The organism is Marinilabiliales bacterium (assembly GCA_007695015.1).
Classification (GTDB): Bacteria; Bacteroidota; Bacteroidia; order Bacteroidales; family PUMT01; genus PXAP01.
On the sequence record REEN01000056.1, the window covers coordinates 1 to 16,767 of the forward strand.

The window sequence follows — 16,767 nt, forward strand, 5'->3', positions numbered from 1 at the left end:
CCAAGTGCGCTTGGACGCCTTCAGGGACAGGTCTCGGGTGTCCAGATTATTACTTCCAATGTGCCGGGCGGACAGGCATCGATAAGAATTCGCGGGTTGGGAACAATAACTGATAATGAACCTCTGTATATAATTGACGGAGTTCCTTCAGGACCCGGCAACAACCTCAACCCCAATGACATTGAGTCCATATCTATATTGAAAGACGCTTCATCGACTGCAATTTACGGGACCCGGGGGGCAAACGGGGTGGTGATAATTACCACAAAACGCGGGCGGGAAGGTCAAAGACCCACGGTGAGCTTTTCTGCCCGCACGGGTATTGCCCAGGCAGTTAATCAGTATGATCTGTTAAATACACAGGAATTCGGTGAATTACTTTTCCTGGGTGCAAGAAATATGGGAAGGAATCCCGGTGTTGACTGGTCCCACCCACAATACGGAAGCGGAAGTGAGCCAAGGATTCCCGACTATATTTTGCCTGCCGGTGCTATGGCTGGAGATCCAGGTGTCGATCCGGCACTTTATAACTACCCTTCTTACCTTATTATGCCTGCCAACAAGGAGGGTACCAAGTGGTTTGATGAGATTTTCCGCAACGCCATAATGCAGGAATATGACATGGCGGTTAGCGGAGGTGCGGAAAACCTTAATTATGCGTTTTCAGGATCGTACCTTAACGAAGAAGGTATGTTGCATCATACCGGTTTCGAAAGGTACACATTCCGTGCCAACACAGATGCCGGGATTACCAATTTTATCAGGGCCGGACAGTCGTTACAGGTGTCATACAACAACCAGCAAGGAACCCTGTCAGGTTACGGAGGTGATCACAGTGAAGCATCGGCGGTTTCCTTTGCAACATTTTCCTTGCCCATCATACCGGTGTATGACATAATGGGTAATTTCGCAGGGACCAGGGCGCCGGAAACCGGTGCACAGGGTAATCCCGTTGCCAAGCTATACCGTGAACGGCATAACATCGGAGGCTACTTTCGCATGTTGGGTAATTTTTACGGGGAGGTCAGTATTATTGAGGGACTTGATTTCAGGAGTACCCTGGGGTACAATTACGGGCAGTGGAACGGCCGAAATCGCACCCTTGTAAACCCGGAACATTCAGAACCCGATATGACGAATGTGCTGAACCGCAGCAACAACTACACCTTTCAGTGGAACTGGTCCAATACACTCAATTACAGGACTACCTTCGGAGATGACCACCGGCTGAATATAATCCTGGGGTCTGAAGCAATTGAAAACAGGTTTGAGTGGATGAATGCAAGCAGAACCGATTTCTTCAGCACCGATCCAAACTATATGCAGCTCTCCTCAGGGGAAGACAATCAGCTTAACTCCGGCTCCATGGCAGAATGGTCTCTTTTTTCGCTGTTCGGCCGGGTTAACTATGACCTGCTTGGCCGGTACCTGTTCGAAGTAACCGTAAGGCGCGACGGTTCGTCCCGTTTCGGTCCTGAAAACCGGTTTGCAACCTTCCCGGCGGCATCGTTTGCATGGAATATTTCCGGGGAGGATTTCATGGCCGGCACACGAGACTGGCTGGATATGCTCAAGTTGCGACTTGGATGGGGTTTGGCTGGTAATGACAGGATCGGTAACTATGCCACTTATTCTACCTTCGCGACCCACCTGTCAAGAGCAGGTTATCCGATCGGAGGAACCGGAACCCCTCTAAGGATAGGATTTCAGCCCACGGTCAGAGGTAATCCTGATGTGACCTGGGAAACCACTGAAACTTACAATCTGGGTCTGGATTTTATTGGCCTTGGAAATTCAGTGAACTTTTCAGTTGATATCTGGGAGAGGAATACCAGTGACATGCTTTACCAGATAGGTGTACCTGCAACCATGGGAGAGGCAACACCCCCGTATATAAATATAGGAGAGATGAAGAACGTGGGATTTGATATTGAACTGGGTTATAACAACACTGCTTTTGCAGGCCGGTTCAGATATGGCCTTACCGGCACCATATCACGTTATGTCAATGAGATAGTAAAGCTTTCAGATGACCTGGAGGAAGAGATTGTTTTCGGTGACCTTCGTCAGATGTACTACACAAGGACAACTGCCGGTCGTGCATTCCCGGAGTATTACGGGTATATAGTTGATGGTATTTTCCAGACACAGGCGGAAGCTGATGCCCACCCACCGGCATTCGGACCGGAGGGCGATTACAACAGGCCGGGACGGTTCAAATATCGTGATATTACCGGAAGTGGTTATATCGATGCTGCTGATCAGACATATATCGGCAGTCCTCATCCTGATTTTACCGGTGGGTTGAACATAGACCTCGGTTATGGCAATTTTGACCTTAACATGTTCTTTTACGGGAGCTACGGGAACGATATGATAAATTATCACAGGCGCAGCCTGGATTATGGATCGTTCGACGTCAACAGGAGCAGGGATGCGCTCTATAAATCCTGGGGCAGCCCCTATCTTGACAACAACGCCGATGCCAAACTTGCCATTCAGGATATGCATACAGGAACACAGCTTCCTTCGACCCATTACATTGAAGACGGATCTTTCCTGAGGCTTCAGAACCTGAGGTTAAGCTACAGTGTGCCCGAAAGGTTTTCCAGCAGGATGCAGATTCAGCGATTGCGGCTGTTTGCACAGGTAACCAATTTATTTACGATTACAAATTATAGCGGACTGGATCCCGATCTGGATTTATGGGGCGGACATATGGGTATTGATCAGGGCTCATGGCCTACGCCACGTCGTATTATGTTCGGCGTCAACCTGAATTTATAATAAATAAAAAATACAAGCAGATGAAAAAAATATCAATAATACTGGTCTCTTTAATTTTTTTGGCCATCACAATTTCATGTTCTGAAAGCTTCCTGGAAAAAGAGCCTCCCGGTACAACAGCAGAGCCTGTTTTTTACAGTGAAAAAGGAATTGATGCTCTCCTGCTGGGGGTATACGGGATGATCAGCGGCGGTTTTATGGAATGGGCTTTCAGCTGGGGTGCTTCAGTACAGAACTGGCACTATGGTTCGGTTGCATCTGACGATGCATATAAAGGATCAACAATAACCGATCAGACACCTGTTAATTATATAGAACGCTGGGAGGTGATGCCTGATAACGGGTTTATACATGAGAAATGGCGCTGGGTTTTCGGATATGGCATATACCGGGTCAACACCATAATACCGATAATCAACGCTACTGAACTTGATCCCGGCACCATGGCCAGACTGATGGGAGAAGCGAGGTTCCTCAGGGCTTTCTACAATTTTGAAGCTTGGCTCGTATTCGGGAACATCCCCATTATTACCGAAGATACTCCCGATCCGTCGCAGGTTTCAAATATCAATCCGGAAGGAGCCATCTTAGAGCATATTATCGGTGATTTACAATATGCCTGGGAGAATCTTCCGGCTACCCAGTCTGACAAAGGAAGGCCAACCAGATATGCCGCCATGGGGCTTGCTGCCAGGGCGTACCTCCAGGTACTTGACTATGAATCAGCACGGCCGTTGCTGGATGAAATCATAAACAGCGGCAGATACCAGCTTAATGCCAATTTCTATGACAATTTCAGAATTGAACATAATAATCATCCGGAATCGGTTTTTGCCATCCAGGCTTCTGTGAACGATGGCGCATGCTGTGGTGCAAACGCCGAAATGGGTATCGGGCTTAACTTCCCTCATGGAGCTGATATCGGAACCTGCTGTGGTTTTCATCAGCCTTCGCAGAACCTTGTAAATGCCTTCAGGGTGGATGCTGAGGGACTGCCGGTATTTGACCAGGTTAATGTTCACCTGAAGAATGATATGGGAGTTGCTTCTTCTGTGGAATTTATTCCTTTTGAGGATGAAGTTGATCCCAGGCTTGACTGGACCGTAGGCCGCAGGGGGATTCCTTTCCTGGACTGGGGTATTATGAGGGGACGTGACTGGATCCGCAGCCATGATAATGGCGGACCCTACATGCCTGCTCTCAAGACCATGTTTAACCGGAGTGATGATCTGGTTCAGTCAACAGGGTGGATGACAGGGGTCAATGCCCTTAATTACGATTACATCCGGTATGCCCATATTCTGTTGTGGAGGGCCGAAGTGGCTGCCTATGAAAATGATCTTGAGCTTGCCCGTCAATATGTGAATATGGTAAGGGAACGTGCCGATAACGAGTATGTAATGGGCAGGGTTCAAATATACGAACTTCCTCCTGCGGCATATCCGTGGGGTCCGGGCAGCAGCCATGATGATTATATGAGCGGAGGTGACGTTGACTGGGATCAGCCGGCAGCAAATTACAGGATCGGACTATATTCCTCATTTCCCGGCCAGGCAGAAGCAATGCAGGCTGTTCAGTGGGAACAGCGGCTGGAGTTTGCAACTGAAGGTATACGCTTTTTTGATCTGAGACGGTGGGACAACCTTCCGGAAGGGCTTAATTCCATGCCGATGGCTGAAACTCTAAATTCTTTTGCGCTGAATGATATCAGAGACTTTATGAGTGGGGCCAGCTTCACCGAAAGGGATAAATATCAACCTATCCCTCAGCCTCAGATCAATCTTCAACCCGGTGTACTGGTGCAGAACCCCGGTTATTAAACATTATAAACCAATTAATACAATTAAACAATGGTAAATAGCTTATTTGATTCTCATGACATATTTGGTTTAGGTTAAGGTTAGCGGGCGGAAAAACACCCTGTCTACCCGAGGTTTGGTAGGTCCTGGGGAGAGACAGGGTGTTTTTTTCAAGGTGCAGGAATTGTTAGAGTCTCCAATGCTATTAAACTGACAACGCATATATTTTTAATATGAACTAAAAAAAGAAATTATGAAAACAAAACTACAATGCATTTTATTATTTCTGATGTTTATGGGTTTATCAACGATAAGCTCTTTGGCAGATGATGTTGCCATCAGCAGAGTGCAATACAAGCTTGAATCGGTTTCCAGAGATGACGGATTAGTTACGTTTGATGAAAAAACCACTGAAGGAAACCTTCTTGTAATTCTTTCCGGTCATCGTACAGGTGAAGATGATCCCATAATCATTGCTGGCAGCGGCTGGGAGAGGCATCTGGCCTTTATGCCTGAAGCAGGCAGAGCAATTGCAATCTGGAGCAAAGTTGCTGCTGGAGATGCCTCCGATATTGCTGAGATTGATTGGCAAAAACCTGAATGGTCTACCAGGGATGCGTGGGTAATCCTGCAGGAGTTTACCGGCGGTGAGAACTGGGAGTTTATTGAAGCGGTTAGTGTACACAATACGTCAGAAGCCACTGAAATAGCCATTGGTCCTGCAGAAAGTCCCGGATCAGATAATATCCTGGCTATAGCAGCAACTCTTTATCGGGGTGATGTAGAAGAACCTGCATATGTTGCCGGTGACGGTGATGAATTTTCAAAGGAAATGGAAGGGCTTATCCACTATGAATACGAAGAGCCAAATAATGCAGGACAAGTTGTACATGGTTCAACTGCCTTTATCTTTACCCAGGAGGGAGATTTTGAATGGGTGGTTGAATCAACATGGACGCCCCACCGCCTTGTTGTGGGCATGCTGGCTCTATTTTCCTGTGATCCGGTTCCAACAAATGTCTCTGAAATCGCTGAAGAATACAAGAAAAGCTTGAGTATATTTCCAAACCCTGTGCAGGATGGCATACTCAACATTAACCTCGAAAGTGCCAACAACGGAGAAGCACATATATACGACCTGATGGGGCGGATTGCTTTTACATCAAGACTTACCCGGGGTAACAATTCATTGAACGTTGAAAATTTGCAGAATGGAATTTATATATTAAAAGTAAGCACAAGCAGTGATATGACAACTACCCACCGGTTCATGATACACAGATAGCGGAGATAGTAATTGATAGCTTGCAGAAAAGAGGCTGTTTTAATAGAGACAGCCTCTTTTAGATGTGCAGTCATTAAAAGGAAGAGTAATATTTTTTACTGATAATAATTTAGTAACTAATGCCTATATTCCCTAACTTTGTATATAAGCTATTCAGCTAAATGGACCGGCATGTTCCTGAAAATAATACTACCAGTTGTTTTTGCTTCAATGCTATTCCAGGCATTTAGCCAATCACAGCAAGAGAGTCCCCTTTTTGTGAAACAATATACAACAGAGGATGGACTTTCAAATGCATCCATAACTTCCATAATACAGGACGCTAAGGGTTTTATGTGGATTGGAACGGAAATGGGCCTTAACCGGTTTGACGGAAATGCATTTAAACAATTCCTATTAACCTTTGACCAGCAGGAATATCTTGGCCTGACAAATGTCAGCCATTTGTTTATGGACAGGGATGGTTCATTATGGGTAGCCTCTGATGTTCTAACACAATATATTTCTGAAAAAGAGTATTTCTCGCATCAGATATTCAGCAGAGAGGAGTTTTTCGGACTACCAGGCTACAGGATAAATGCTTTGTGCCAGGACTTGCAGGATCGATTCTGGATCGCTACCCATGAGGGCATGTCTGTAATTGATAAAAATACCGGGCTGATAGAAGATGTTCTTTCCAGAGATGTTTTAACAATTACCCCGGAAACAATCAATTACCTTATGCAGGAGGAGTTTCCGGCTGATGTGGTTTCAGCGGCAGCCTCACTTCTGCATAAAAACTATTACTCCGAAGATGCATTCGTCGATGAGTTCAACCAATTACTTCCTGAGAACCTGCGGGAGATATATATTTCTGAGCTGCTGAAGGCGGTTGACTGGAAGAAGGATGTCAATGCCCCACTTGACAACAGTGTCAGGTATATCAAGAGAGATGACAGGGGAGGTATGTGGATTGTATATTCTCAGCATGGATTAAGCCATATTGACCCTGCATCACAAGAATACCGGCATTTTACCCATGTTGTTGATCCCTCGCTGAATCCCGGCGACCTGATAAACAATATCGTTGTTTCAGATGGTATGGTCTGGATTGCTACAACGCAGGAAGGACTGAAGGTAATGGAAATTGAAACGGGCGATGTTAGAAACATTGAACTGGATGGTGTTAAATATATTCACCATCTTATGAAGGAGGACAATATCATTTGGGTGTCAACCAGCAACGGACTTTTTTCATATTGTACAATAAATGAAACAGTTCAGCAAGTGGGTCTTATTCAACCAGGGCAGAGGCAATGGTTAAGGCCAATTGTGAAGTACACTTACAGGGATGATCATGACAATCTTTGGATAGGGACAGAACATTACGGTTTGCTGCTTGCCCAGGCAAGGAGATCATTTCACAGCTATGATACCCATATTTTTTCAAGTATCGGTGAAATAACCAGCAATGTGGTAAGAGCGACAAATCACGATAGCCGGGGAAGAACCTGGGTTGGCTATTCTGACGGAAGGGTTGAGCTATTTAATAATGACGGCACGATGACAACCTTGAATCGTGTGCCGGGCTTAGGACAAAATATGCAGGACGTCCACGCCATTTTTCGTGATAAAGATGATAATATGTGGGTGGGATCCTATCAGGGAGGCCTTGAGAAATATGACATTAACGGTAATCCTGTAGTTCATTATAAAACTGATTGTTCGGCAGGTTATGAGATACCCGGTAACGATATCAGGGCAATGACTGCAGATGGTGATGGTAATCTGCTGGTAGCTATACAGGGAAAGGGTTTTGCAAAGATCTGCAGGTCAACCGGACAAGTTTCATATGTTTCCAGTGTGTACTGCGAGGAAGACAGGCAGCAACCATATATCTGGATATGGGCGCTCTTAACTGACAGCCGTGGTAGGTTATGGCTTGCAGGCAACTCAGGGCTCACCCTGTACGATATTGAAAGTTCAGCATTTGAGCACTTTCAATTCGATGACAGGCGAAGAAGCGTATTGAGTATTCGCAGCTTAACTGAGGATCCATCAGGTCTGCTATGGCTTTCTACCGATTTCGGAGTTGTCGTATTTAATCCGGATAACCAAACATATTTGATGATCAACCAGGACCTGGGACTATCATCTAATATTACAGCAAGCATAACGAGCGATATAAATGGCAATATATGGGCAGGCACAATTGATGGCCTTAACCTTATTAATAATCAGCATCTTGGAATTGATCACACAACCAGTCTGGATACAGTCAATACCGGTATCTTCTCTCAGAATATAAACAGTTTCTATAAATCTGACGGACTGATTTCCAACCATTTTATATACAATTCGGTTAACCGGAACGATGCAGGATGGCTTTATTTTGGCACATCCCACGGGGTTGTTTTTTTCCATCCCGATTCAATAATATTAAATTCCTTTATACCTCCCGTCTACATTACCGGAATATCATTGTTTAACAAAGAGATAGGAATTGGTGATGATTCGGGAATACTGGACCGCAGCATTACCAGTCAGAGAAAGATAAAACTCAAACATAACCAGAATTCATTATCATTCACTTTTTCAGCATTGAACTTCATTAATGCAGAAAAGAACCAGTACGCCTATATTCTTGAGGGTTTTGAAAACGGTTGGAATTATACGGGTTCAGGAAATGTTGCGACTTATACCAATCTGCGGCACGGACACTACCGGTTCAGGGTTCGTGCTGCAAACAATGATGGTTTATGGGCCGATAATGAGGCTGTACTTGATATTATCATAACACCTCCCTTTTATCTTACTCATTGGGCATTTTTTGGTTACATGCTGTTTGTCCTGGGAATCCTGTTTCTATTAAGATATATTGTAAAGACAAAGACAACGGCTCGCATGGAGATCAAGAGAATGCAGGAGATAGATAACCTTAAATCCAGGTTTTTTACCAATATTGCCCATGAGATAAGAACGCCCCTGCTGCTTATCTCCGGCCCTCTTGATAACTTGTTGTCGAAAAGGGAGAATTTTGACTGGAAGAAAGATTTTTTCCAGGTTCATATCATGCACCGAAACATTCAACGATTGCAACATCTTGTAAACCAGTTCCTGGATTTCAGGCGAATTGATACAGGAGGCTATAGCCTCAAGGTAGTCGGTGGTGATATTATTTCTTTTGTGAAGGAGGTCAGCTTATCGTTCAGTTCATTAGCCAGGCAGAAAGATATCAGCTTCTCTTTTCAATATGAAGATTGTGACCATTTCGCCTGGTTTGACCCTGAGGTTATTGAGACGGTTGTAACCAACCTGGTGTCCAATGCAATTAAATTCACCCCTGAAAATGGTCAGGTTAGGGTAGAGCTCAGAGGATACCATCAATCTGATAAATATCAGAGCAGTTTCTATGCCAAAGACTTCATTACAATCAGTGTAATCGACTCCGGTCCCGGAATTGCTCCCGAAATGAGGGAGAAGATATTTGAGCGTTACCTCAGGATACGCTCAGACAGTGGTGAGGGCCAAAAAGGCACCGGGATAGGGCTGTCAATAGTCAAAGAGATGGTCGAGCTTCATAAAGGCAAAATAAAGGTTTCACCAAATGATCCGGAAAACTATGGCAGGGGTAGTACCTTTACCGTTTATATACCTCATGGGGAAAGTTATTATTCAGGGGCCATATCACCCGAAAATCTCAATAAACCTCTTATAGTAAAGGAAAATCAGGCAGAAACGGTTGAGGGTGTATGTCCGGATCTATTGCTTCAGGCAGAGCAACAAGGCCCTGATTACCGGGATCTTCCCACTGTTCTTATAGTGGAGGATGATCCTGATACAAGGCTGTTTCTTAATAAGGAGCTGTTGCAGCACTACAAGGTGATTGAAGCAGGATCGGCGGAGGAAGGCCTTGAGCTGGCACGCAATTGTATCCCCGATGTGGTTATTTCTGACATTATGCTGCCCGGGATATGCGGAGATAAGATGTGTCAGATCCTCAGGTCTGAAATTCAGACTGATCATATTCCTGTTATTCTGCTCACAGCAAAGGTGTCAGAAGAAGACCGGGTTTCCGGCTTTAAATGCGGCGCCGATGCATATCTGACAAAACCATTCAGGATCGAGGAACTTTTAGTCAGAATAAACAACCTGGTGGAAACCAGGGACAGGATCATTAATAAATTCAGTTCAGATTTTGCAAGGAATTCTCTGAGAAAGATCAGGATGTCGTCAGAGGACCGGTTTATGCAGAAGGTGCTGGATATTGTTCAGGATAATATATCCAATCCAGATCTTGATGTCGATTTTCTTACCGTTCAGCTGGGAATGAGCAGGGCCCAGTTATACCGTAAATTCAATTCCATTATCAAGCAGCCTGTAAAGGAATTTGTGAGAACAGTGAGACTGAAAAAGGCTGAGGAAATGATGATGCAAGATGATACAAATATCAGCGGTATTGCATATGCTGTCGGTTTCAGCAGTCCGCCATACTTTACCAGGTGCTTTAAGGCCACCTATGGCGTAACTCCATCAGAATATATGCAGAAGAAGGATAAATTGCCGCTTGCCGGCCAGGATGAAGATGCTGCCGAAAAGAGATAATCTGTTGTAAATGTCTCATCCTTTTAACTTACGTCTCTAAATTGGTTATAGAGAATTTCTGACAACATTTTTGAGATATTCCGCATATTGCAATCTGCCAGAATAGTTTTCCTTTGTTGCTGAAAACTTTACCGGAACCTGTTCCTGTAATTTCAAGGAAAGACATTTTAGTGACTTAGCTATAATATTCTTGATTCTCGTGGCAAAATATTATTCAAATCTCTCTTTGGTTCTGGCTATACCAGATTAGGATATCTATGTTTTTATAAAACTGAGTGTCTATGACCATCAGAAATGTTATTATTACCTTTTGCTTTAGCGTAGTGGCTTTATTTGGTTCATGTAATGAGCAAAAAGTCCGAAACTGGATAATCACATCGCCCGATGGATCTGTGCTGCTGACTGTTTCAACCTTGGGTGTTGAGAATTACTTTGATATCCCGTCGCCTCTGTCGTACAGTGTTGAGTTGGTTGCTGAAGGTGAGCATATATTGGCGGTAAGGCCGTCACCACTGGGCATTATCAGAAGTGATGAGGATTTCAGTAAGGATCTTGAACTGGTCAGTACACACGGGCCGGTTGTTGTTGATAAGGAATATTTCATGATCAGCGGTAAACGATCTCTCAGAAGGGATCATTACAGCGAATTCTCCCTTACGTTCAGGAATAGCAATAATGCACTGCTCGAGTTGCTTTTCAGGGTTTACAATGAAGGTGTGGCTTTCAGTTACCGTTTCCCTGAAGAAAGTGACAGCCTGTACACAGTACTCAGAGAACTTACAGGCTTTCATATTCCTGTACCCGGTGAGGCCTGGAAGCAGCCATATGACACCCTTGGAATATGGTCTCCTGCATACGAGTATGGATATGAGCCGGTTCTGGCTGTTGGAGACTATCCGCCCTTATCAACAGGCTGGGGTTTTCCTGTTCTGTTCCACACGAACGGTGTATGGATATTTGTAAGTGAAACAGCAGTATATGATGAATACTGCGGCTCACATCTTGCAGCTGATGCGCATGATGGAAAATACAAGCTCCATTTTCCGCATGAATGGGAGAACTATGGTTTGGGCGATGTACATCCTGTTAGTTCCCTTCCATGGCAAACTCCCTGGAGGTTCATTGTTGTCGGAACGACACCGGCCCCGATAGTTGAGACAACACTTCCGCATGACCTGGCCAGACCAGTTGCCCTGCAAGATGTATCATGGATAAAACCCGGTATATCATCGTGGAGCTGGTGGAGTGATCATTCCAGCAGCTATTTCCTGGAGCCCCTTAAACAGTACGTAGATCTGGCATCCGGGATGGACTGGCCCTATTCTCTTGTTGACGCCGGATGGCACGTGATGAGCGGCGGTACAGTGGAAGAGCTTATTGAATATGCCGGAATGAAGGAGGTTGGTATTTATCTGTGGTACAATTCAGGTGGTCCGCACACGAAGGTTATGGACGCCGGGCCACGTGATCTGATGCATGACAGAGAAATAAGGCGCGAAGAGTTTGAACGCATCAGCAAGCTGGGAGTAAAAGGGGTCAAGATCGACTTTTTTCAGAGTGAAAAGCAAAATATGATACAACTGTACCTCGACATACTCCGTGATGCTGCAGATTTTGAACTGATGGTTAACTTTCATGGCTGCACATTTCCCAGGGGATGGGAAAGGACATATCCCAACCTGGTGACCATGGAGGGAGTTAGAGGTGCAGAATTATACAGCTATCCGGGTTTTCCTCCAACTGCACCCTACCTGAACTCTATTTATCCGTTCACCAGAAATGTGATGGGCAGTATGGACTATACTCCTGTCACCTTCACCGATTTCAGTCCGCAATCCATCAGGCAGACAACCTGGGCTCACGAGTTGGCACTATCAGTTCTATTCGAGTCTGCCTTACAGCATTTTGCCGATAATATCAAGGGATTCAGAAAACAACCCAGGGAGGTACTGGAATTTTTGAGTAGTGTTCCGACAGTATGGGACAATACGTGGTTTATAGATGGTTATCCAGGCAGACTGGCAGTTTTGTGCCGCGAAAAGGATGATATATTTTACCTGGCCGGCATTAATGGAGAAATGGTGCCAAAGGAGTTTACCTTTACTCTCGGGCACTTACCTGAGGGAAGTTTTAAGATGTCAATTATAGCTGATGGCGAGCATATGGAAGATTACAAGTTTAAAGATATGGTAATAGGCAATGAAACCCCTGTGTCTTTGCATTTACTTCCGGCAGGCGGATTTGTGGCGCAAATAACAAGAATTTAGTTTTATATGATATCACAGCACAGACCATCATGATCCTTTCCAGGTTGTACAAGTACTACAGGAATAATAAGCAGTTGATACTGGTAATAATTGAATACTTTCTTATTGCTCTGCTTATTGGCTTTCTGCTGCTGATTGCCTATATGATACAAAATCCCTCCTGATTATCCGATTACCAATTGCATGATTAATAACACAGCAGTTTTATAGCTGGCGTAATACACTGCTTCCGGCAGGTTGCCGGTATACCGGTTATGAGGAATTATGATTAGTTTTGTCAGGCAAGACAAAAAAAATACATTTCGATGACCAGACCACTTCAGGCCTTATCAAAATTCACTCTTCTGTTATTTGCCACCTCTTTTCTGCTTACCTCCGGAATAATGGCACAAAGGGATCCCTACCAGTGGCCCTTCGCACGTTGTGAGGAGGGTGGCTATGTCACCTCACGCTATACCTTTCCCGATGCCTTTGCGGGAACCAATGCCGGGCCGGGGGAAAAAGAAAAAAAGTCACTTTCAGCCCCGGGGAGCATTGATCAGGAAGATGGTGAGGCAGGTAAATGGACTGGTACATGGAGTACCGCACCCCAGCTTGTGGAGCCGCATAATATGCCTCCCGAGCCGGGGCTGGGCAATAATACACTCAGGCAGGTTGTGCGGATTTCGGTTGGAGGGGACAGCCTGAGGGTACGCTTCTCGAATGAGTTCAGTACAAGCGGTGTTGAAATGAAAAGTGTGCATGTGGCAGTGTCAAAAGGAGGAGGCATGATTGATCCTTCAACCGTTACTGAACTGAAGTTCGGAAACCGGTCGCAGGTAACTATGGGGCCGGGTTATTTTGTGGTTTCCGACCCTGCTCCCTTTGCAACTGAGCCGCTGTCTGAACTGGCAATAACAATCTTCTTCGGCGAGACTTCGCCTGATGTTACCGGGCATCCGGGATCCCGTACCACCTCCTGGATCCTGCCCGGCGACAGGGCCTCATCCATTGATTTTGAGGGTGCTGTTCCGGCCGAACGCTGGTATGTGATCAGCGGTATTGATGTGAAAGCGCAGGCAACAGCAGGTTCACTGGTCATTATCGGGAACTCTATTACCGATGGCAGAGGATCGGGGACAAACAGGCAGAACCGGTGGCCCGATATACTGGCGGAGAGACTTATAAAAAATCCGCCTACCAGTAATACCGGAGTCCTGAACCAGGGAATAGGCGGTAACTGCGTGCTGCGGGAATGCCTTGGACCACCGGCTATTGAACGGTTTGACAGGGACGTGCTGGGTCAGCATGGTGTAAGGTGGCTGATAATTCTGCACGGGGTGAATGATATAGGGCAGACCGGTACCAAAGAGGAGGCAGACCAGGTTGCTGAAGAGCTTATTGCCGCTTATGAGCGGATGATCGCTGATGCGCATGCTGCGGGAATACTGGTTTATGGTGCTACTATCCTGCCGTTTGGCAATTCATTCTATTACACTGAGCCAGGGGAGGCGGCCAGGCAGAAGGTAAATGAATGGATCAGGAGCGGCGGGTGGTTTGATGCCGTTATCGATTTTGACAGGCTGATGCGTGACCCTGATGATCCCCGGCTACTCCTGAAAGAATTTCACACCGGAGATTTTTTGCATCCCAATGAGGCAGGATACAGAATGATGGGAGATGCTGTTGACCTGAAATTGTTTGAATAATATTCTGCTGCTGCTTCGGTTTATCATAAAATTTTGCCAACTTGCCAGTGTGTAAATAATTTTTAACAATTAAAACTGGAGGAGTTTAGTTATGCAAAAAATCAATCTGTTATCCTTTTTATTAGTGTCTTTATTATTTGTGTTTAGCTGTAGTTCTGGTTCAGAAGGAAGAAGAGTATCGGAAGATGAAGCAAGGGCCGAATCTGAAATTGCCGAAGATGCTGCAGAAGAACCGGTTTTTGACAGGGAGTTTTTTGAATCGAGATTGGCGGAGTTAAATATCCCGGTATTTGAAACTGCTGAATTTGATCATGCAAGAGAGAGGCTATATGGAGACGGTTACCAGCTGAGGTATACAATACCCGATAACAGTGATGAATCCCTGCAGTTGGTATACGACTATTATCATGAAATTTTTGATGATGCAGCCGAAAGAGCCGGATATGAACGGATGAATATAGACAGGCTGATTATGCTCAGAGATGGAGATGCAATTGTTCTTTCTGTAACAAATTTGAGAAGAGCTACCGATGATGTTCATCTTCTCACTTTTCTTTTCGGCTCATAATGAATTAACCAGGTAGTTTTACACAAGTCCCAATATGAAGATAAAGAAACCCCGCTTTAAGGAGATCCGTCTAAGGTTCCTGAGCGTTTCTGTTGCAGTGACTCTTCTGTTGTTATTAATTCTCGGGGCACTCTCATATCTTCATTTGGAGAATATAATTCACCTGTCTGATAATCTGAACAGGGTTATAAACAGCGTCACCCTTGTAATAGGAACCCTCTTTACAGCAAGCCTGCTTCTGCGGCTTACCATCAAAAGGGTGTACAACCTTTTTGATGAGCCGGAAGAGAGGATCTTCTACTCTAAGATATACAGCTGGTCGCTATACAGTATAGGTGTTTTCGTTATCCTTTACCACTTTGGAGTTTCCCTTGGTAATATTACCATCTTTATAGGCCTGCTGACCACCGGGCTTGCATTTGCAGTGAGGGATGTGCTGCTGTCGTTTTTCGGCTGGATAATCCTGCTTCGAAAGCAGCCTTTCCGCATTGGAGACTATATAAAGATTGGCGACGATGAGGGTAAGGTTCTGCATATCGGCACCTTTTATGTTCTGCTGGACAGGACACATGAGCTTCCCGATGTATATACCAGGGTTCCTAACCGGCTCTTTCTCGAAAAGAGTATCAGTAAGCTGGGCAAGAATATTCTACAGGAGCAGATACTTTTCCAGCTGTCACAGATGCCAGGCGAAAGTCACGGGATTACCGGCATCCTGAGGGATGGGATATCAGCTATTGCGGGCAACAGCGATCATCTGACGGTCTATCCGGACATCAAAAATGAGAAATTGTACCTTGTGGTTAAATACATGGTTAGCCCTGAAAGGAGACAGGAGGTAAGGTCTGATGTGATCGGGCTGGTTCTGGGAAGTTGCGGCGATATTATCGTTTTGCCAAAAATATGAACTCTTATGAATTTATATTTCTTATTAACCTGATAACAGAAAAAAGCCATGACAGACAGGAACCTTGTTTACCGCGGAAAATCTAAAGATGTATATGAGATAACTGCAGGGGAGCATGCCGGAAAATACCTGCTTCACTATAAGGATGAGGCAACCGGTTATATCGAAGATGGAAAGCCCGTTTTTGATCCGGGCTACGATACCGTTGTCGGCGAGATACCGGGCAAGGGAGCCATAGCCTGCCGGTTCGCAACCCATTTTTTCCGGCTGCTGCAGGAAAAGGGGATACCTTCTCATTATGTTGATACGATGAGCGATAATGAAATGGTGGTCGAGCCTGCTGATCCACTCGGACTTCCGGCGAAAGCCCCCGAATTTGAAGGCTCGGCGCCATTGCAGAACCTTGAGTTCACATGGAGGAACAATTCAACAGGCAGTTTCTGGAGGAGGTATCCGTTTGTAAGGCCATGCGAGAACATAAACAAGGTGGTGGAAGCATGGACCAAGGGTGATGTGGATGTTCTCATTTCGCTCGAGGCCCTTGAGGAGACCGGGGCAATGAGCAAAAAGGAGATTGATGAGAGTGTTAAACTTGTGAGGAGAATTGCAGGAATCGTTTCGGATGAGTTTGGATCAAAGGGCCTTCATGTGATAGATGGTAAGTTTGAACTTGGAAGGCTCAGGCACGGCGATGGCAAAATAGTGATCATTGACGAGATTTCGCCCGATGTGCTGAGGGTCTGCAACGGGTATTCTCCAGACAGTGAAGGCAACTGCAGGGTTTATAAAGAGTGTACGGTAACGGGCTTTTCCGCGGGCAAACGCACCATCAAGAACAAAAAACAGGTCAAGGCAGCCGGGTTTGTCGATATATTTTTGTAG

Annotated in this window: 9 protein-coding genes; all 9 read left to right on the forward strand. The window is 45.3% G+C overall.

The features are described from left to right. A partial coding sequence (locus EA408_06745) for a SusC/RagA family TonB-linked outer membrane protein (protein ID TVR72392.1) occupies positions 1–2,787 on the forward strand: 2,787 nt, incomplete at its 5' end. Then, on the forward strand, positions 2,739–4,607 hold the full coding sequence (locus EA408_06750) for a RagB/SusD family nutrient uptake outer membrane protein (GenBank protein TVR72393.1): 1,869 nt from the start codon (positions 2,739–2,741) through the stop codon (positions 4,605–4,607). The genes EA408_06745 and EA408_06750, both read left to right, overlap by 49 nt. Before the next feature lie 232 nt (positions 4,608–4,839). Then, positions 4,840–5,871, forward strand: coding sequence for a T9SS C-terminal target domain-containing protein (locus EA408_06755; protein ID TVR72394.1), 1,032 nt, complete (start codon positions 4,840–4,842; stop codon positions 5,869–5,871). A 138-nt stretch (positions 5,872–6,009) separates the two neighbouring features. After that, positions 6,010–10,455, forward strand: coding sequence for a response regulator (locus tag EA408_06760; GenBank protein TVR72395.1), 4,446 nt, complete (start codon positions 6,010–6,012; stop codon positions 10,453–10,455). A 281-nt stretch (positions 10,456–10,736) separates the two neighbouring features. Further along, positions 10,737–12,722 carry a glycoside hydrolase family 97 protein gene (locus EA408_06765; protein ID TVR72396.1) on the forward strand — a complete coding sequence of 662 codons (1,986 nt, stop codon included), beginning with the start codon at positions 10,737–10,739 and terminating at the stop codon, positions 12,720–12,722. 383 nt (positions 12,723–13,105) lie between these two features. Continuing rightward, positions 13,106–14,410: an SGNH/GDSL hydrolase family protein gene (locus EA408_06770; protein TVR72437.1), complete on the forward strand. Its 1,305-nt coding sequence runs from the start codon at positions 13,106–13,108 to the stop codon at positions 14,408–14,410. Between the two features lie 139 nt (positions 14,411–14,549). Then, the gene (locus tag EA408_06775) at positions 14,550–14,978 is read left to right on the forward strand and encodes a hypothetical protein (GenBank protein TVR72397.1); all 429 of its coding nucleotides are present in this window, start codon (positions 14,550–14,552) and stop codon (positions 14,976–14,978) included. A gap of 34 nt (positions 14,979–15,012) precedes the next feature. Further along, on the forward strand, positions 15,013–15,885 hold the full coding sequence (locus EA408_06780) for a hypothetical protein (GenBank protein ID TVR72398.1): 873 nt from the start codon (positions 15,013–15,015) through the stop codon (positions 15,883–15,885). 48 nt (positions 15,886–15,933) lie between these two features. Continuing rightward, entirely contained in the window at positions 15,934–16,767 is an 834-nt protein-coding gene (locus EA408_06785) for a hypothetical protein (GenBank protein TVR72399.1), read from the forward strand.

Bases quoted from the DNA above. Each gene is read 5' to 3' on its own strand.
- EA408_06750 (TVR72393.1), top strand. From the start codon at position 2,739: ATGGCCTACGCCACGTCGTATTATGTTCGGCGTCAACCTGAATTTATA.
- EA408_06755 (TVR72394.1), top strand. From the start codon at position 4,840: ATGAAAACAAAACTACAATGCATTTTATTATTTCTGATGTTTATGGGT.
- EA408_06765 (TVR72396.1), top strand. From the start codon at position 10,737: ATGACCATCAGAAATGTTATTATTACCTTTTGCTTTAGCGTAGTGGCT.
- EA408_06770 (TVR72437.1), top strand. From the start codon at position 13,106: ATGGCACAAAGGGATCCCTACCAGTGGCCCTTCGCACGTTGTGAGGAG.
- EA408_06780 (TVR72398.1), top strand. From the start codon at position 15,013: ATGAAGATAAAGAAACCCCGCTTTAAGGAGATCCGTCTAAGGTTCCTG.
- EA408_06785 (TVR72399.1), top strand. From the start codon at position 15,934: ATGACAGACAGGAACCTTGTTTACCGCGGAAAATCTAAAGATGTATAT.